We start from the raw sequence: 19,074 nt of genomic DNA, 5'->3' as shown, positions 1-19,074 counted from the left end.
AAATGTGTTTTTTCAATATACTTCTTACTTTTATATCTATAAAACAATCGTTTTTTCTTCATACGCTTGACTTTTACTCGGAAAAATGTCCTCGAAAGCACCCACGATAAATGCTTATTTTTTGTCAAGAGAAAAATGTATTTTCAAAATTCAAACTCGAAATAATGTTATTCAAAAATAGAAAACAACTTCCCTCTTCCTCGACTAAAAGTTCATTTTTTTGTCATTTTTCCAGAACAAATAAAAAAACTGAGAGTCGATTAAACTCTCAGTTTTTTTATTTATTTTGCTGTATGTTTTCTAACGGCTGGTAAAATTTCAGTAGCAATTAATTCAATATTTTTCACAATTTTATCAAATGGTACACCGCCAAAATCAATTTGTGCCATAAAGCGTTGTTGGCCAAACAATTCATATTGGTAAAGCATTTTCTCAATGATTTGTTGTGGGCTACCAACCATTAAAGCATCACGGTAATCTATTGCATTTGTAAATTGCTGTTTCGGATACCCATCACCGCGCAGTGTAAGCATACCAGCATTAATGTGAGGGTAATATTCACTAAGTGCATCTTGTGAATTTTTTGCCGTATAAAATAAACTCGTTGTCGCAACTGGTAAACTAGCTGGATCAAATCCGCTTTGCTGAGCAGCCTCGCGGTAAGCATCTACTGACACTTTAAAGTTAATTGCTGGACCACCAAGTGTTGTTATCATCATTGGCACACCTGCACGTCCTGCTTTAATTGCACTAGCTGGTGGACCTCCAACTGCACGCCAAATTGGTAAGTTATTATTTTTTGCTCTTGGAATCACCGATGCATGTGCGAGTGGTGCTCTAAACTGTCCATTCCATGTTACATGTTCCTCGTTATTAATTTTTAATAAAAGATCCATCTTCTCTTCGAATAATTCTTCATAATCATTCACGTCATAACCAAGTAAACTATATCCTCCAATACGAGATCCACGACCAGCCACAATTTCTGCACGTCCATTAGAAATCAAGTCAATTGTAGCAAAATCCTCATATACTCGTACCGGATCAGATGTACTTATTATCGTTGCTGAACTTGCAATTTTTATATTTTTCGTAGCTTGTGCAATAGCTCCTAAAATAACTGTATGAGCTTGTGTTGTAAAATGTGTTTGATGACTTTCACCGACAGCAAACACATCAAGTCCTGCCTCATCTGCTAACTTAGCTGTTTCAATTAGTTCGTGAATTCTTTTCTCTGGCGTAATTTTGTCCCCATTATGTGGATTTAAAACATGATCACCAATTGAATATAATCCAAACTCAATTCCTTTTCTTGTATCTATACGGTATTTTTCCATAGTTACTCTCCCCTTTAATAAAGTAGTATTAGTTTTTTTCTAAAAACGTTGGTAAGTCAAGTTTATCTCCGTATTACCTACACCATCACTTGATTAGTCAATTGATGGTGTAAAAAAAATTACTCTTGCGGTAATTCTTTTTTTTCACTATGCTTATGAACTTTCGTCATCAGCTCATATAATATTTTCTGCTCTTCTTCATTTAATACATCATCAAAAAACGAAGATTGAAATGCAAGTTGCTCTGGCAATGCTCTCTCTAAAGCCGCTTCTCCTTGCTCTGTAAGACTAATTGTTTTCGTTTTCCAATCTTGTTTTCGTACAATATATCCTTCTTTTTCAAGACGAGTTAACATTCGAGAAATGCCACCTTGTGTAACAGTTACCTTTTCAGCTAACTCCATTTGTGTTAGTGGTTGATACGTACGTATTTGCAAAAGCACATCAAATTGAGCTGTCGTTAAATCAAAACGTTTTAAAAACTCATTTGACAATTGATTACTTTGGTTCGTAAATCGTATTAAACGTAACCATATTAATGATCCTATCGTATTATCACGCATGTTTGATCACTTCCTATCGTGAATCTTACTATCACTTTACCACTCAAGTGATAGTAATGCAAGAGAAAATCACATTTTTTATATAACTCAACTTACTTTTACTTAACTAAAGGCATCACTCGTGTAGTATTAGGTCTACTTGCCATTCTCTACATCTTCATAAAAAAAGGATTAAGCTCCAACGCCAATCCTTATCATGCATTTATTTTTTGTTTTCAAAACAGTATGTTTGAAATTCACACCATCTAATCTATTATTTTCTTTTATCGTAGCGTAAATTCATTTAAGCATACCGTCTTCATGTAAAACCTGTATAAGTTTGCATAAAAAACCCTTGTTTACACCAATTGGGCTTTTACAGGATATATCATTTAAGTTCTACCTTTACTTCCTCTTTAGACATAACATCAGGTCTATAAATTAATTCAAGATTAGAATCACCTTTTTTCGCTTCAAACGTTATGGCTCCTGTTATCTTACCGTTTGGATCTACATCTTTAATTTTAAAAACGTTTTTATTACTAGTTGAAAATGTATGGTCCACGATACTTCCATCTCCTCTTTCAAGGTAAAAATCTAATGGATTAATTCTAACTTTTTGATTACCAATATTCTCTACTGTAACATGAACAATAACAAACTCATTACCTTTTTCCAGCTTATCATATTCTGCCACTTGTGCTATTTGTACTTTATGGACTGTTAATTTTTGATTTCTAATTTGAGTAGTTTTTTCAACATTATATTCTCTTGTATCTTCATTCTTCGTATTTTCTTTTTTGGCACTACTTTGCTCTTCCTTCTTATTATTTGATACAGTTTTAGCTACTTCTTTCTTCTCATCACATGCCGATAAACTGAAAGCTAACGTCCCTGCTAAAGTGACTGTTGCGATTTTTTTAAACATAAATTCCCTTCCCCCAATGTAAAAATGATAAAAATCCCCAAAAACTATATATTATACTAACAGATAAATGAACAGCATATTGTCGTTATGTGTCGAATGTAATAAGGCTATGTATAAATATGAAGTCTTACTTTTCTTCATCTCTCAACTGTTCGACATATGATAAAATTTTAACAATAAGACATCCACCTTACTTACGAACTCTTTATTCCCATAACTATGTGTATCATAAATTTTTAAATAAGAAAAAATTAAAATAAAATGATAAAATTAAACAAATCACTAATGTAAAGGTGGGCAGAACATGCATATTTCTAAACAATTTATAAAACCATTCCCTGAATATGAAGACATATTTTATGATGATTTGGAACAACATAAAAAGCACTTTTTACCCATTTGTTCTATAAACTTACAATGTATTGAACCGGAATTGGACGAATGGGTACATATTGTGTCAGCAAAAGAAATCCATGATGGTTGCGTGGGTGATTTCACCAAACCATTTCACACAAATTTTACGAAAGCAGATACATTAGGATTCGATGTCATTAATGGAAAATATAAATTTGAAGCGGATTGGAATTATTTCGAAATCGAACAAAATAATTCTGACATAATAGAACAAGCCTATGAGAGTAATAAAAGAGATTATCAAATCCGTAAAGAGTATTTTCAACGTAATCAAAAAATTTATCCTTATTCTAGCTTAGGAAAAGAAATAACATCTGTAGAAGTATTAGAACAAGAGTTTGTTGAAAAACAAACAAATGGCTGGGGATTAAATTATCCTGTGGTAAATGGTATCCTAGATGATGTTCGTTTTATGACAGAAGAAGGTGAAGAATTATTAGAAGACTGCGATAACGAAGACGAAATTTTTGACTTTACGAATCTTCTATATGTACCAAAAGATGAATATGGACATCCCTTTACATATGTTGGATTTGTTACAGGATATTATTTTCAAGCTTATGGTGCCGATCGTATTTACTTATTCTTTAATAAAGAATTAAGAAAAGCAGTAATTTGTTTTGAATATACATAAGATAATTAAGAAAAGTCCATTTTGAACATTATTACTTGAATCAAAATGGATTTTTTATAAATAATTTATTTCTATTTCAATTCCGCATCTACTGTGAAATGTGTAAAACCTCATATAATGTAATATCCTCTATCTCTTCAATTTCAGGCTTTACTTCATAAAATTCAAACTGACTATATCCCCACTTATCTGGGTTATACACTATTACATTCCCTTTACAATTTTCTGTATTCTGGACATTCTTATTAAAAAAGTTAAATTGAGTTTCAATCAATGAATTCTTTTGAGAAATACTCCCCACGTATTCAACAACATACTTACATTTCTTAAAATCATCACTTAGATTAACAACTAATGGAGCACCTATATGTATTTGTTGCCAACCAAACGATTGTAAAATATTATCGTAATACCCTTCAAAGATAAATTTATTCATCCCTTCATGCCCATTCCAAATATATAAAGGTGCATAGCAGTTATAAAAATTCCCGTCTTTCTCCGTTTCCGTAATTAAATAAGCTTTAAAATTTAGTGCTTGGAAACCATCAGTTTTATAACCATTATCCTTTACCCTTTTCTTAATAATTTCCATGTCATAATCCTTTGGCAAAATGACCTTATATTGCATTCCAATCATGTTTATCACTCGCTTTCAATCTTATATACATTATGATAAATCGATAAGTAGCTAACGTAAAATAGGTATAAATTATGTTTGGTATCATTTATAATGATAGTGCATAAGGGGCTGAGATATATGGAAATAAATGATCTTATTATATTCAAAACTGTAGCCAGTGAGGGTTCTATTAGTAAAGCTGCTAAAGAGTTAGGTTATGTTCAACCGAACGTAACTGAAAGAATCAAAAAATTAGAACAAGAATTAGAAACACCCTTACTACATAGAGATAACAAAGGCGTTTCCTTATTACCTTCTGGTGACATTTTATTAGATTACACGAATCAAATATTAACTCTATTAGAAGAAGCGAAAGATAAAATTCAAACAAGTGGGTCTTCTTATATAATCGCGACGTCACAATCGATTTTGACTAATTATTTAAGTAAGCGTATTAAAGAAAATTTCATGAATTATCAAATATATGTAGAAAATAGTAGTCATTTGCCAAAATTACTGCAGCAACAAAAAGTTGATATGGTCATCACTTATGAGGATGATTCTGGTGCAGGTTTTAAAAAAGTATTTACTACTTCAATTTCTATAGGCTTACTAAAAGATCAAGAAAAATGTATCATTGACTATTCAAAGGAACTCTTCTTCGTTAGCAATGACAAAAAGTGCCCTTTTAGAAATAAGACGATACAATTTCTAAAAGAAAATAATTTATCTCAGCGTCAACTTCAACAATTAGATTCTTATTCGCTTATGGAAGAGTTTATTCAGGACGGAAAAGGGATAGCCTTTTTGCCGATTAAAAATGATAAATTGGTACCAATTGAAGATGTTCCAGTTGAGAAATTAGCTGTTCATTTTTTTACAAATCAAAACTCTTTCAAACAAATCCCTGATGAACTATTCGGTTAATAAAAAATCCCTCCTTTATGAATCTAAAAGAGGGATTTTCATATTCTATACAATTGATTTTTCACACATTTTGCTCCACTTCTGCACTTTTCTCCTTCTTATTCCGCTTCATATTCTTCAGTCCCTTAACCGTGCCAACTAATCCTTTCGGGAAAACTAGCAATACGATAATGTACAATAAACCAAGAATAATCGTCCATCGTTCAAAGATCGGATACTCTGTAGCTAGTTCTGATAAATAATATTTTAGAGATTCAATAATTCCAGCTCCTGCAATTGCTCCAATTAACGTTCCAACCCCACCAATCATCGTCATCAATAATGCATTTAATGTCATTTCAATTGAAAATACAGTCGTATTAACAAAACGCAATGTGATAACAAATAAACCACCGCTAATCGCAGCTACTACTCCTGCAACAATGCTAGCAATAATTTTATAATGAAGCACTTTATATCCTAGTGCTTCAACACGTTGCTCATTTTGGGAAATTGCCTTTAATACTTTTCCAATAGAAGATTTGGTGAAAAGACGTAACAGAACAAAAATGATAAGTAAACATATAAGTGTTACATAATAAAACGTAAAACGATCACGGAATACGTCTGGTACACCAAATGTAAAACCATCTCCTCCGTGAGTAAGCCCACGCCATTTTTCAGCAAGTACAAAAAATAACTGTGAAATAGCAAGTGTTAACATTGCATAAAAATGACTTTTCAATCGTAAAGAAAGCAAACCAATTATATAACTAACGATTGCTGAAACGATAATTGCAGCTACTATTCCAATTAAAAAGTTCGTTATTGATACGCCTTGTCGATCAAATAAAAGCGCTACCCCATATGCTCCTATCCCAAAGAACATACAATGACCGAACGATACAATTCCTGTATACCCAAGTAATACATCAAAACTCATTGCAAAAATAGCAAAGATGAAGATTTGAGTGAACAAAATTAACAGGCTCCGTGAATCATTTACGAACGGAAATACACTTAAACAAATGAGCATACATACTCCGAAGTATACTTTAATTCGGTCCGATGTGTTGTTCACCATTTCACCCCTTTTCACCAACAAGTCCAGTTGGCTTCACTATTAAGAAAAATAGTAACATTAACATATTAATTGCAAGTGATAAATCTGGTATAAAATACGCTGTAAAAGCACCAGCTAATCCGACAATTAAAGAAGCAATAGCTGAACCTTGAACGCTTCCTAATCCACCGATAATTACTACTATAAAAGCTAAAATTGCATACTGCATGCCCATCTCGGCGAAAATAACGCCCGAATACGGTGCTAATAAGAATCCTCCCAAAGCTGCCATCCCTGCCCCTAATAAAAAGACGAAAGAAAATATCGCTTTTACATTAATACCAAGCGCTTGAACCATTTCTTTATCCATTACACCTGCACGGATCATAAGACCTATCTTCGTCTTTTTGAGTAATAGTAGTAGTGCAATGTAAATAATTATCCCAATCAAAATAACAAATAGACGATATTTAATTAATATAATACCTCCGAATGTAAAACTTCCTTGTAACCATAACGGTAATTTTGCACTAATAGGGTTTGGCCCCCAAAATATTTTAATACACTCACTAAGAACGAGCATTCCTCCAAGCGTAACGAGCAGCTGTCGAACATGATTTCCATATACCGGCCTAATAAGAAACCTTTCTAAAATAAATCCTAGGAACATTCCCATGGCTACTGCTCCAACTAAAGCTAATATATAACTTCCTGTCACATTAAATAACCAAACACCTGTAAATGCTCCCCATGCAAATAAACCACCGTGTGCAAAGTTTAAAACGCTCATTAAACCGAAAATAAGTGAAAGACCTGATGCTAACAAAAAAATGAGCATCCCTGTTGAAATCCCATTTACAAATAAATTGATTAACACATCCATCCTTTTCACCTCGGATTCATGTTAAGAGATTCCTAAATATTTATGACACATTTCCTTATCCTTTTTTAATTCATTCATAAAACCGTTATGAACAATTCGTCCGTTATCCATAATGTAAAAATAATCGCCAATTTGACTGGCCATCATAAAATTTTGCTCAACAAGTAAAACTGTTGTTTTCTCTTTCATCTTCAAAATAGCTACCATTAATTTCTCCACCATTATCGGGGATAGCCCTTTGCTCGGTTCATCAATAAGTAATAATCCATCACTATTAATAAACGCTCTTGAAATAGCCAACATTTGCTTTTGCCCTCCGCTCAAGAGCCCACTTTTCTTATTCCAAAACTGCTTTAAATCCGGAAATAGTTCCAGCATCCACTCTATTTTCCCTTCTACTTCCTCACCTTTTCCCCTAGCAAGAGCGAAAGTTTCTTCTACTGTCAAATCATGAAAAATACCTTGATTTTCTGGTACATACCCTATTCCTTTCCTTGAAATTAAATGTGTAGGTAATCCACTCACTTTTGCACTATCATAATAAATTTCACCATCTGCAATGCGGTGAAACCCCATCACTGAACGTAATGTCGTTGTTTTCCCTGCCCCATTTCTACCAAACAGTACAGTAATCGTCCCTTTCTCAACAGCAAGAGATACTCCTTGCAAAATATGAAACTGATCTAAATACGTTTCTATATTATTCACTTGTAATAGTGCCACTATATAATCCCCCTAAATAAGCACTTTGTACACGCTCATCTTTCATAATTTCTTCTGGCAATCCTTCAGCCAATAACTCTCCATGAAATAAAACGATAAGATGATCTGACAAACCTAGTATCATATCCATTTTGTGTTCGATAAGTACAATTGTGCTCTCTGGATGTTTCTTAATATTTTCAATCACTTGTAATATAGCAGGGACTTCCTCAACCGAAATACCTGCCGTCGGCTCATCAAGTAATAACACATCCGTTTTTAAAGCTAATAACATCGCAAGTTCTAGCTTCCTTTTCTCTCCATGTGCCAAATCTTTCGCTAATACGTTCTCTTTTTCATGAAGTAATACTGTTTTTAAGAAACGTCTCGCCTCTCCAACTTGTTGCTTTAATTTTGCTGAACTCGGGAAAAAACTATAGTAATCTTGTACGAATGATTGAACACTTAAACGGACATTTTCAAGTACCGTTAATTCTGGGAATATGTTTGTAAGCTGAAAAGAGCGACCGATTCCTAAGCGTGTTCGATCTGAAATCGATAGTTTTGTAATATCTTGCCCTTTAAAATACACTTCACCTGTTGTGGGTGAAATCTGTCCACTTAGTAAATTAAATAACGTTGTCTTCCCCGCACCATTTGGCCCAATAATAGAAATGAGCTTTCCTTTTTGGACAGTTAAATTTACATCTTTAATAACTTGATGTTCACCAAAAGATACACTAAGATTTTTCGTCTCTAGCAAATGTGTCACGAAATCCCTCCCTTTAAAGCCGTGAGTATGAAAGAAATATGTATAAAGAGGGTCCCCCCTCTTTATACAAAAACAACAGAAAATTCAGTCTATTTATTTTGAACTGGTGGTTCTGTTTCTTTCATCGTTAATTCTCGCTCTAACACTGGCACCGGATAATCAACACCGTCTTGCTTTTTCAATGTGATAGAATACAGTGTCTGCATCGCTTGGTGGTCCTTCTCTCTAAACTTCATCTTTCCTTTCGGTGTATCAAATTCCATTCCTTCCATTTTCTTAATCAAGGTATCTACATCTGTATCACCTTTTGTTTTCTTTAAGGCTTCTACAATAGAAATTGCTGCTGACATTCCTCCTGCTGTAAACAAATCTGGCACTGCACCATTAAAACGTTTTTTATGCTCTTCAACTAGCCAATCATTCACTTTATTTTTTGGAAGTGTGTGATAATATACAGAAAAACCTTGCATACCTACTAATGCATCCATTGTTTTTAATGCTGGTATATCTGGCGCACCTGTAGAAATTTTAATACCTTGCGCTTCCACATTCATATCTTTCAACTGTTTCCAAGGTGAATTTGCCCCTGCCCAAACGATAAATAAATAATCTGGTTTTGAACTAATGATATTTTGAATATTCGCTGTAAAATCTGTTGAATTTGTATCCGCGTATTGCTCATTCACAATGTTCGCACCTAATTTTTTCGCACCCGCTTTAAATGCAGCAATCCCTTCACGACCAAAAGCGTTATCTGGGGCAAATGTTGCAATCTTTACATCTTTTTTCGCAATTGCTGCTGCTCCTGCAATCGCATCTTGTGAGGAACTTCTTCCAGTTCTAAAAATATATTTATTCCAGTTCTTCCCGGTAATACTATCCGCAACTGCCGGTTCTACAACCATAATCTTTTCATATTCTTCAGCCAGTGGTAAAACCGCTAACGTATCACTTGAACTAGACGATCCAACTAAAAAATCAACTTTCTCTTCTTCTAATAACTTCGTAGCTTTTTTAACTGCTACATCCGCTTTCGTTTCTGTATCTTCTACAACAAACTTAATCTTTTTCCCATCTACTTTCCCAGTTCCACCAGTTGCATAATCTAACCCTAATTCAAATCCGTTCACTGTTTGTTTTCCATACGATTCTAGCGGTCCTGTTAAAGAAGCAAGGACTCCTACCTTAATCGTTTTTTCATCCTCTGTACTTGTTTTCTTTCCTGAACAAGCTGCCGTTATTAATAACGAACCTAAAACACAACCAGTAAACATTGTTTTTAGCCACTTACGTTTTTTCATCGACATTGTGATCCTCCCCATACTTTACTTTCTGATAGAATCAAACACGCCAAAATCCCCTGTCCGTAATCATGAATAACTAATTCGATAGATAATGGAAAACTCTTGTAGTACCCTCTACATTCGGCACAAATATATAATCACCTTCCTATGTAATGGAAACGGACATACAATCAATATATATTCTGCAATCCAATTGAAAATACTGTTTCATTTCAGTAATGACCATACAAAAAGACTAACTTATTTTTAAGTTAGTCTTTTCCCCTTAATTAGAGTTAAGTTCTACTTTCTCTAACCCTTCAGCCAATTGTTTCTTATCTAGTCCTTCTCCTATTACTACTAAGTTTGTCGGGAAACCGAAGTCTTGTTCTAATAAAGTTGGTACTCCGAACGAATATTGGAATAGGTGAGGGTATTTATCTCCATGGAATTTCACAAAACCTTTCACTCGATAAATACTATCTGGTAAATTCGAAAGCCATTCATATAATTTGTCTTGATCAATCGGTTTCGTAAATTGATATGTCATTGTTTGTATATGTAAATGCTGTTTGACATGTAGTGTCTCGTGTTCCTCATCATTTGGAAATTCTGCTTCTTCTATATCTTTTAAAGATATATTACAATACTTTGTCTCATACATTTTCGCATGATCATTTATTGCCTTTACTTCTTCAAATACTGTATTCTTATCTTCATCTGTTAGTAAATCTGCTTTATTAACAAGAATGTGACTACCAAATTTCAGTTGCTCATGCAATAGCTGTTGTACATTTGCACTTAATATACTTCGATTTAACCACCTTACTGCATCTAAAACGACTACAATTGATTTCACTTCCAGAAAAGGAGCTAAAATTGGCGAGACACACGCGTCTAACACTTCAATTGGATGCGCAACACCTGTCGTTTCTATATAAATTACATCTGGTCTTTCTTGTTGGTATAACGAATGTAATTGTATTTCAAGCTCTTCTTTTAACGTACAACAAATACATCCTTTAAGAAGTTCTCTTAAAACATTCTCTTTTCCAATAATATCTGTATCTACTGAGTATTCACCAATTTCATTCATTAATACTGCAACTTTTCTATTCTTCTTTTTCTCTGCTAACAATAAATTTTGTAATAATGTTGATTTTCCACTACCTAAAAAACCACCTAATATATGAATCTCCACTTTATTCATTCAACCGACCATCCATTTCTTTACTTCAAATGTATTCAAAGCGTAATAATTACGATTTATATTTATCATTTTATTAAAAGAATGACCATTTGTAAATATAAGAGATTCACTGTTCATTTACTTCATATGCAACTCTAACTCCAGACTCAATTGCCCCTTGCATCCATCCATGTGTTAATGTCGTATGCTCTCCTGCAAAATGTACTTTTCCAGATGGTGGTGTAATATACGGAAATAACTCGAGCTCTTGGCCTGGTTCGAAAGCTGTAAATGCACCGCAAGAATACGGATTTTTACTCCAGCTAAAAGATGTTCCAGTGACAAACTCACTATAGACGATGCCACCGTATATTTCCGCTAAATTTTTTAATGCGTACCGAATACGATCTCTTTGCGGGAGACTATCCCATGTTAACGCCTCATCTGCCCACGTATAACTTGCTATAACGATAGCTGGTCCTGGAGTATGAATGCCATAACTCGGATAGTATGTAAACCGTATCGGTAAATCAGTAATAGATTTACCGCCACACTGTCCCGCTTTCTCCCAAAATCTACTTTTAAACTCTATTGCAATTTTAGTTGCAGCAATATAATTTAATTCACGAATTGCTCTTTTTTTAAAATAAGAGAATAAATAGTATGGCTGAACTTCTACAAATCTTAACGCTGAAAATGGAATTGTAATAATAGCAAAATCACTTGTTATTGTAAATTGCTCTAACGTTTGTTCATGATTTCCTTGTAACATTACTTTATTATCTTCTTGTATAATTTTATCAACCTTATACGGCATTAAAATATGTTCCCTTAATTGTGGTAAGAATGCATTCGATAACTTATCCATTCCACCAGTTATTTCATAATATTTCGTTGTTGAAGTAAAGAAAATCATTTCACGTAATACTTCAATTAAGGACATTCCCATATAAGCTTCCATATCAAGAAGTACCCCAATCATATCTATCGCACCATCTGAATAATACTCCATTAAAAATGAACCAAGCGAATACGTTTTATACTTTTTTTCAACGATAAGCCAGTTTTTATCAGGATCCTTCTTAATGTAATTTAGTATTGGTTCTAATACTTCAATCATTAGCTCTTCTGCCGTTTTTCCTCTTTCTTTATCCAAAACCGGATATTCAAGTACACTTGGATCATTTTCAAACACATTCAATCTCGTTTGAATGTTATTCGTATAAATGATATCTGCAAAAGTTTTATTTATAAAAAGGTTTAAAGGTAGTTTAAATTTATGAATATACGCTAAGGTTAACTTATGGGTGTCAGGGATTCTCATCGGTCCCGCATTAAAATATAAACCCACACTAAATGGTTCCCTAATCGTATACACTCTGCCACCTATTCTGTTATTTGCTTCTATAATCGTTACTTCGTGCCCAGCCTCTTTTAATAAAGAACCTGCAACTAATCCAGAAATCCCTGCACCTGCAATCGTAATCCGTTTTGGGTTATTCTTTTTAACAAGCCCTGCATGAATAATATGAAGCATTTCTTCCATTGCTAATGGATTCCCCATGCCATTTCCCCTTTTACAAAGGATTTTACTGAATTATATTCGGTTCACTGAATTCCTATGTTTTGTTCGCGGATTTGCACGGATACATTTTCAAATACTTGAATATCTTTTATAAAATGTAATAAACTAGATATGACTCTATAGAAGTAAGACGTATTATCTTACATAATAAAATCAATGAAATTGCGAGGAATTTTGGAATGAAAAAAGGTATTAACCGTGTTGTATTAGTAGGAACAGGAGCAGTTGGATGTAGTTATGCTTACTGCATGATTAACCAGGCTGTAGCTGAAGAATTTGTTTTAGTCGATGTAAATGAGGCAAAAGCTGAAGGGGAAGCAATGGACTTAAGTCATGCTGTTCCATTCGCACCAGCTCCAACTAGAGTATGGAAAGGCAGCTACGAAGATTGTAAAGATGCTGACCTTGTAGTTATTACAGCTGGATTACCACAAAAACCAGGCGAAACACGTTTAGATTTAGTTGAGAAAAACGCTAAAATCTTCAAACAAATCGTTCGCAGTATTATGGATAGCGGATTTGATGGCATCTTCTTAATCGCAACAAACCCTGTAGATATTTTAACTTACGTAACTTGGAAAGAATCTGGTTTACCGAAAGAACGTGTAATCGGTTCTGGTACAACGCTTGATTCTGCTCGTTTCCGCTATATGTTAGGTGAGTACTTCGATATTGGTCCACACAACATTCACGCTTATATTATCGGAGAACACGGCGATACTGAACTTCCAGTTTGGAGCCATGTTTCCGTTGGTATCCAAAAACTACAAACACTGCTTGAAAAAGACAACACGTATAATCAAGAAGATTTAGACAAAATTTTCATAAACGTCCGTGATGCAGCTTACCATATTATTGAGCGTAAAGGCGCAACTTATTATGGTATCGGTATGTCACTTCTACGTGTTACAAAAGCAATTTTAAACGACGAAAATAGTGTATTAACTGTATCAGCTTACTTAGAAGGTCAATACGGTCAAAAAGATGTTTATATCGGGGTTCCTGCTGTTTTAAATCGCGGCGGTGTTCGTGAAATTTTAGAGGTTGAATTAAGTGAAGATGAAGAATTAAAATTCGACCACTCTGTTCAAGTATTGAAAGAAACAATGGCTCCGGTTCTTTAATTAAGATAAAAAGCAATCCAATTTATTTTGGATTGCTTTTTATTTTCATTATCTCCTATGACTTTTTAGTGATTTTCTATCATTTCTTATTTTTTAGTCGCATCCTCATTATTTATATCAAGTACATCTAATAAAAAGATAAAGATTGGTATCCCGATAATAAGCCCCCATATTCCAAGGAAATGCTCTGAGAAGATAAGAATCATAAATGTGTAGAATATTGGTAAATTTGTTTTTGCAGACATAAACTTCGGATTTAAAAAATAACTTTCAAGAGCATGGATTACTGTTATGAATACGAGTATGTATACTACGTACATAACTCCGCCTACGTTGTAAGCAATGATACAAAGTGGAAACAAAGAAATAATCACACCTGCAACAGGAATCAACCCTAGTAAGAAAATCATAACAGCTAATACAAGTAGCTGTGGAAATCCTAAAACGATTAATGCAATGACAGTAAGAATACAATTTACAACGGCAATTAAAAACTGAGCCTCAATTACTTTGCCGAACGATCTTGCAAATCTTTCACCAAAATATGCAATTTCTTCATAAAAGATTTTTAACTTACTATCTTTAAACTTTGATGTAAATGTAATAATACGCTCTTTTTCTAATAAGAAAAATAAGCTTAAAATTAGAGATAATAATATTTGTAAACTTACCTTCCCTATATTTGCTATTGATTGATATATGACGTCTACACCTTGTTCTATATATTTTGATACTTCCATCCCATTAATTGTCGAAAGTGCATATTTAACGATTTCATTATCAGGTGGATTTTGAAAAAACAGTTTAAATTGATAAATTAATTGTGAAATTTGTATCGTCAGCACAGGTAAATATTTATATAATGTTGTGCCTATAAAGGAAACTAGTATTATATATAAACATGCAATAACAATTTTCCGGTTTACTTTCAATTTTCTTGAAATAAAACGTTGAAATCGATCCATTAAAAACGTCAGTATAAACGTAATTAATATTAAATTAATCATACTTTTTAATGCGTATAATACAAGCGCTACTATTATTAAAACGAGAAACCGTTGAAACCCTCTACTTCGAAAAAAACTCTTTACTTCATTCATTAAGAATTAACCTCCCCCTTCAATGGATGGAAATTGAATATATTACATTTTATGAACTCCTATAGACAATCTTTCTTACTAATTGAGAAGAATCCTTTTTTTCTTTTCATATTGTTAGATTCGTTTAACTGGAATCCACCAACATAATTTCGGTGGCAGTTATTTTTCATATAATCTTTTATAAACTAGGTGATTTTCTATTTTTAGACTGCTGTTCATACGCATATCCAATATTGAAAAGCTCTTTTTCACCAAACTGTTTCCCTACAAACACTACACCGATTGGTTCTCCATTTTTATCATATCCAGCAGGAACCGCTAATTCCGGATAACCAGCTACAGCTGATAGAAGGACTTCATCGTTATTAATCATAACTAGAGCATCCAAACCTTTTTCTACTAAATACCTATCTAGCTCTTTTCTTGCATTTTCTTGACTCGTTTGCACTACGTTTTCAAACTCTTCTTTCGTTATAGGAGATTTTTCAGACCCTTCAATTAATGTTTGTCCGTATTTTATTCGTCTTTTACTATCCTTTTTATTAAACGCTATAATCTCTTCTAACGATTTTACCGGTACATTCTTTTGCTGTGAAAGATAGTCGTTTACATTATGCTTGAACTCATATTCTAATGTTTGCAAATTATCTACACCCTCAGCACTTAACTGGATATTATCAGTTAATATCGCACCTGCATCTTGAAGGTCTTTTCTAATTTTTTCTACTACTACTTTTCTATTTTCATCTTGTTGGTCTACAGAAAAAAGAAGCCCTATCTTTTTCCCTTTTAATCCATCTATTGATAAATCCTTTGTATAATCAATTCTTTCTTTATCTTTCATTTTTTCTGTCATAACATCTTTTTCGTCATAACCTATCATTGCATTAAATAACGTTGCTACATCTTTTACTGTTCTTGCCATAGGTCCTGCTGTATCAAGAGTTTCAGCTAATGGAATAATTCCTGTTCTACTTACCATACCTAAAGATGGACGTAACCCAACTACTGATTGCTGCGCCGCTGGTGCAACAATCGATCCCGTCGTTTCTGTTCCAATTGCAAGCGGCGCAAAATCTGCTGCAACTACTGTAGCAGATCCTGAACTTGATCCTGAAGTATCGAATGTAATCGGACCGTACGGGTTTAAATTTTGTCCTTTCTTCCCGCTATACCCGCTTGGCATTGTAAAAGATAAATAGTTCGCCCACTCAGACATATTCGCTTTTCCTAAAACAAATGCTCCTTCTTCTTTCAACTGCTTCACAATTGTTGCGTCTTGATCTGCAATCCAATCTTTTAATACATAAGTTCCTGCACTAGTCGGCATCACTTTTTCCGTCTGTACATTATCTTTTACAACGACAGGAATACCATATAAATTCGAATTTTTGTTTCTACCCCGCTCTTGATCTAACTTTCTTGCTTCTTCCATCGCATTAGGATTTATCTCTGTAACAGAATTTAATGTTATTCCATTTTGATCATGTTCTTGTATTCTAAAGAGATAAATACTCGTTAATTCTTCATATGACAACTTTCCATCATCAATCATTTTTTGAAGCTCATCTACAGTCGCATTTACGACTTCTCTTTCTTTTATCTTTACATTTTCTATATTGATTCCTTTAAGCTGATTATGTATCGGTTGTAGCACTCTTTCTTTATCATATACAATACGCTCAGGTTCCTTTGGAAAATAATTTTTATACACGTAATATCCGCCGGCAGACGCTAATAAGACAATGCCTCCAGTGATAGACAGCGTTACCTTTACCCATTTGTTCATGTTGCTTCCTCCACTCTATAAGATGCTTAGCTATACAAAAAAGAGAGTTACCTTTTACTTAACTCTCTCCAATCAAAATGCTAAATGAAAAAATGAAAGATTTCAATCTAATTACTTCTTTTTTTGCATTTGCTTTGCTAACATTTCTTTCACTTGATTATACGTTAACCCTGAATTTTTATTTAAACGCTTTACTTCCTCAACATCAGTACCTACCACTGTATATTTTTTCTCATCATTCATTTTTCTAATTCCCTTCTCACCGTATTATTTCTTATATTTCTTCCCTAAATGCGCATAAATTAACACCACTACAAAAAAGGAAGCTGTTTTTAAGCACAGCTTCCTTCTCGTTACATATTGTATTTCTTAATAAAACTTCACTACATCTTCAGTAGGCAAGAACGTTCTTTCTGCTGGTTGTTCGTTTGATTCACCAAATGGCATTTGACCTACTAAGCTCCACTCTGCCGGAATGTTCCAAGTTTCTTTCACTTCAGCATCTACGATTGGGTTGTAATGTTGTAATGACGCCCCAATTCCTTCAGCAGATAATAGCATCCACACAGTATGTTGTAACATCGCATTTCCTTGATGAGACCAGAATGGGAACTGATCTTTGTATAATGGGGCATTTTCTTGCATTTTTTCTACAGTTGCTTGATCTTCAAAGAATAGAACTGTTCCTACACCTGCATGGAAGCCTTTTAGTCTTTCTACAGTCGCTTCAAAGTTTTCTGCTGGTACGCGTGCTCTTAGTGTTTCTTTAACGATATCCCAAAACTTTTCATGCTCTCCATCCATTAATACAACCATACGACCACTTTGCATATTGAAAGATGTTGGTGCGTGTAAAGCTGTTTTTAACACTTCTTCAATTCTTTCTTTCGTAATTGCATCGTTTTTTGTTACTTTACGAATTGAACGGCGGTTCACGATTGCTTCTTTTAAGTTTGTTGTAGTTGCTGACATTTTAATTCCTCCAAATGTTTGTTTTATAATTTATTTTGTTATTTCATAACAAGCGAATTAGCAATATCCATCGGTATTACATTGCATACCTTCAAATGAATTTGTTTTATCCTTTTCAATTTCTTTATCAATGACCCTTTCTAGTGTTTCTTTACTAGCAAGCCCTTGAATGACTTCATCTCCAATCATGACAGTTGGAACAGCCATAATATTCGCTTCATCATATGCGTGTTGAATTGCTTCTTGATGCTTTTCTTTATATTTACGAGTTACTAAAGCATCTTTAAATTCCGCCTCAGGAAGTCCTACTTCTACTGCTAATTTTGTTAACACATCAATATCTTCAATGTTTTGCTCTTCTTGGAAAAATGCTGTGAATACGCGGTGATGATACTCATTACCTAGTCCACGTTCTTTCGCAAATTGACATCCTTCAAAAGCTAAATGTGTATATGGATGTGGTGAAACACGTGGCAAGCGCATATCAATTCCAAACTTCTTCGCTGTCGGAAGAATGAAAGCATCCCATGAACCTAATTTTTCTGGTTCATTCCATGGATCTATTTTTGAATATGGACTTGGACGTAATTCAAATGGCATCCATTCAATCTCTACATCTTTCTCTTTCGCTACCTCATCTAATGGACCTTTTGCTAAAAAACAAAACGGACATATAAAATCTGAGTATACTTTCATTTTTACAGTCATAACTTTTACACCTTACCTTATCGTTGTAATCAAATCAGTTACATTAATGATAAAAAAATATAAATATTATTTAAGCATTCATTTTTTCTTGCAAAGTTTCAAACAACTGCCCCATCGTAATATTTCTCAAAACTTCTTCCATCGCGGATTGTGCTTGAATTAAAATAATTTCTAACACCGCTTGAATATTCGCCCCAATTGGACAATCTGGATTCGGTTGCTCGTGAATATGAAATAGCTTGTCTTCTTCGACTACGTTCACTGCATGATACACATCTAACAATGTGATTTCATGTAAATCCTTTAGTAATCCCGCGCCACCCGGTCCACGATTTACGTAAACAAAGCCAGCTTGTTTCAAGTACGACATGATTTTACGAATGACTACTGGATTTGTATTGACACTCTCAGCCATATAGTCTGAAGTACAAAGTGAAGATGGATTGTTTTTCAAAATAGATAAAATATGAACAGCTATGGAAAAGCGGCTACTAATTTTCATCGTAATCACCACCTCGATGTAA

The 19,074-nt window shown here is 33.8% G+C and carries 20 protein-coding genes; 3 read left to right on the top strand and 17 right to left on the bottom strand.

All coding sequences use genetic code 11. The features are described 5' to 3' along the window. Positions 1 to 281: 281 nt before the first annotated feature. The 3 genes from ACS2QP_RS04055 to ACS2QP_RS04045 form a co-directional block, all read right to left on the bottom strand. Positions 282 to 1,337 (bottom strand): LLM class flavin-dependent oxidoreductase, encoded by a 1,056-nt coding sequence (locus ACS2QP_RS04055; protein WP_017673429.1) that lies wholly within the window; start codon positions 1,335 to 1,337, stop codon positions 282 to 284. 119 nt (positions 1,338 to 1,456) lie between these two features. Beyond that, positions 1,457 to 1,900 carry a MarR family winged helix-turn-helix transcriptional regulator gene (locus tag ACS2QP_RS04050; protein WP_001205510.1) on the bottom strand — a complete coding sequence of 148 codons (444 nt, stop codon included), beginning with the start codon at positions 1,898 to 1,900 and terminating at the stop codon, positions 1,457 to 1,459. Between the two features lie 367 nt (positions 1,901 to 2,267). Continuing rightward, complete coding sequence (locus ACS2QP_RS04045; protein ID WP_000473156.1) at positions 2,268 to 2,807, bottom strand: DUF4352 domain-containing protein; 540 nt, start codon at positions 2,805 to 2,807, stop codon at positions 2,268 to 2,270. A 304-nt stretch (positions 2,808 to 3,111) separates the two neighbouring features. On the opposite strand from ACS2QP_RS04045, the gene ACS2QP_RS04040 reads away from it, so the two are divergent. Next, positions 3,112 to 3,855, top strand: a complete 744-nt coding sequence (locus tag ACS2QP_RS04040; protein ID WP_000548215.1) for a hypothetical protein — start codon at positions 3,112 to 3,114, stop codon at positions 3,853 to 3,855. Positions 3,856 to 3,943: 88 nt separating this feature from the next. Here the strand turns inward: ACS2QP_RS04040 and ACS2QP_RS04035 are convergent, their stop codons facing one another. Then, positions 3,944 to 4,492, bottom strand: coding sequence for a DUF4865 family protein (locus tag ACS2QP_RS04035; protein ID WP_017673431.1), 549 nt, complete (start codon positions 4,490 to 4,492; stop codon positions 3,944 to 3,946). A 120-nt stretch (positions 4,493 to 4,612) separates the two neighbouring features. Between ACS2QP_RS04035 and ACS2QP_RS04030 the strand changes: the two genes are divergently transcribed. Continuing rightward, complete coding sequence (locus tag ACS2QP_RS04030) at positions 4,613 to 5,401, top strand: LysR family transcriptional regulator (RefSeq protein ID WP_242259558.1); 789 nt, start codon at positions 4,613 to 4,615, stop codon at positions 5,399 to 5,401. 61 nt (positions 5,402 to 5,462) lie between these two features. Here ACS2QP_RS04030 and ACS2QP_RS04025 read toward each other — a convergent pair whose 3' ends face one another. From ACS2QP_RS04025 to ACS2QP_RS03995, 7 genes are all read right to left on the bottom strand, one after another. Then, positions 5,463 to 6,416 carry a branched-chain amino acid ABC transporter permease gene (locus tag ACS2QP_RS04025; RefSeq protein ID WP_002040965.1) on the bottom strand — a complete coding sequence of 318 codons (954 nt, stop codon included), beginning with the start codon at positions 6,414 to 6,416 and terminating at the stop codon, positions 5,463 to 5,465. A 49-nt stretch (positions 6,417 to 6,465) separates the two neighbouring features. Further along, positions 6,466 to 7,326, bottom strand: coding sequence for a branched-chain amino acid ABC transporter permease (locus tag ACS2QP_RS04020; protein ID WP_000382805.1), 861 nt, complete (start codon positions 7,324 to 7,326; stop codon positions 6,466 to 6,468). Between the two features lie 21 nt (positions 7,327 to 7,347). Beyond that, the gene (locus ACS2QP_RS04015) at positions 7,348 to 8,049 is read right to left on the bottom strand and encodes an ABC transporter ATP-binding protein (protein ID WP_001196696.1); all 702 of its coding nucleotides are present in this window, start codon (positions 8,047 to 8,049) and stop codon (positions 7,348 to 7,350) included. Next, positions 8,027 to 8,800: an ABC transporter ATP-binding protein gene (locus tag ACS2QP_RS04010; protein WP_000149338.1), complete on the bottom strand. Its 774-nt coding sequence runs from the start codon at positions 8,798 to 8,800 to the stop codon at positions 8,027 to 8,029. Before ACS2QP_RS04010 ends, ACS2QP_RS04015 begins: the two co-directional genes overlap by 23 nt. Before the next feature lie 89 nt (positions 8,801 to 8,889). Next, positions 8,890 to 10,107 carry a substrate-binding domain-containing protein gene (locus ACS2QP_RS04005; RefSeq protein WP_000061996.1) on the bottom strand — a complete coding sequence of 406 codons (1,218 nt, stop codon included), beginning with the start codon at positions 10,105 to 10,107 and terminating at the stop codon, positions 8,890 to 8,892. Positions 10,108 to 10,369: 262 nt separating this feature from the next. Continuing rightward, positions 10,370 to 11,293: a CobW family GTP-binding protein gene (locus ACS2QP_RS04000; RefSeq protein WP_001044939.1), complete on the bottom strand. Its 924-nt coding sequence runs from the start codon at positions 11,291 to 11,293 to the stop codon at positions 10,370 to 10,372. A 106-nt stretch (positions 11,294 to 11,399) separates the two neighbouring features. Further along, positions 11,400 to 12,836: a flavin monoamine oxidase family protein gene (locus ACS2QP_RS03995; RefSeq protein WP_438882144.1), complete on the bottom strand. Its 1,437-nt coding sequence runs from the start codon at positions 12,834 to 12,836 to the stop codon at positions 11,400 to 11,402. Positions 12,837 to 13,036: 200 nt separating this feature from the next. Here ACS2QP_RS03995 and ACS2QP_RS03990 point away from each other — a divergent pair, with 200 nt between their 5' ends. Continuing rightward, positions 13,037 to 13,981, top strand: coding sequence for an L-lactate dehydrogenase (locus ACS2QP_RS03990; protein WP_000715321.1), 945 nt, complete (start codon positions 13,037 to 13,039; stop codon positions 13,979 to 13,981). 86 nt (positions 13,982 to 14,067) lie between these two features. Here the strand turns inward: ACS2QP_RS03990 and ACS2QP_RS03985 are convergent, their stop codons facing one another. The 6 genes from ACS2QP_RS03985 to ACS2QP_RS03960 all read right to left on the bottom strand — a co-directional run bounded on the left by ACS2QP_RS03985 (position 14,068) and on the right by ACS2QP_RS03960 (position 19,052). Then, positions 14,068 to 15,081: an AI-2E family transporter gene (locus ACS2QP_RS03985; protein ID WP_001006597.1), complete on the bottom strand. Its 1,014-nt coding sequence runs from the start codon at positions 15,079 to 15,081 to the stop codon at positions 14,068 to 14,070. A gap of 178 nt (positions 15,082 to 15,259) precedes the next feature. Continuing rightward, positions 15,260 to 16,870 carry an amidase family protein gene (locus ACS2QP_RS03980; RefSeq protein WP_438882143.1) on the bottom strand — a complete coding sequence of 537 codons (1,611 nt, stop codon included), beginning with the start codon at positions 16,868 to 16,870 and terminating at the stop codon, positions 15,260 to 15,262. A gap of 111 nt (positions 16,871 to 16,981) precedes the next feature. Then, positions 16,982 to 17,113, bottom strand: coding sequence for a hypothetical protein (locus ACS2QP_RS03975; protein WP_000997344.1), 132 nt, complete (start codon positions 17,111 to 17,113; stop codon positions 16,982 to 16,984). A 126-nt stretch (positions 17,114 to 17,239) separates the two neighbouring features. Beyond that, positions 17,240 to 17,842 (bottom strand): nitroreductase family protein, encoded by a 603-nt coding sequence (locus tag ACS2QP_RS03970; RefSeq protein ID WP_001277023.1) that lies wholly within the window; start codon positions 17,840 to 17,842, stop codon positions 17,240 to 17,242. Positions 17,843 to 17,899: 57 nt separating this feature from the next. Then, positions 17,900 to 18,550: a DsbA family oxidoreductase gene (locus ACS2QP_RS03965; RefSeq protein ID WP_000216660.1), complete on the bottom strand. Its 651-nt coding sequence runs from the start codon at positions 18,548 to 18,550 to the stop codon at positions 17,900 to 17,902. A 70-nt stretch (positions 18,551 to 18,620) separates the two neighbouring features. Next, positions 18,621 to 19,052, bottom strand: coding sequence for an Rrf2 family transcriptional regulator (locus ACS2QP_RS03960; protein WP_000704073.1), 432 nt, complete (start codon positions 19,050 to 19,052; stop codon positions 18,621 to 18,623). Between the last annotated feature and the right edge of the window lie 22 nt (positions 19,053 to 19,074).

This window comes from Bacillus cereus group sp. Bce019 (assembly GCF_051781745.1).
In the GTDB taxonomy this organism is placed as follows: domain Bacteria; phylum Bacillota; class Bacilli; order Bacillales; family Bacillaceae_G; genus Bacillus_A; species Bacillus_A cereus.
The sequence above is the reverse complement of the archived record's forward strand: the minus strand, read 5'-3'. Positions and strand labels throughout refer to the sequence as shown.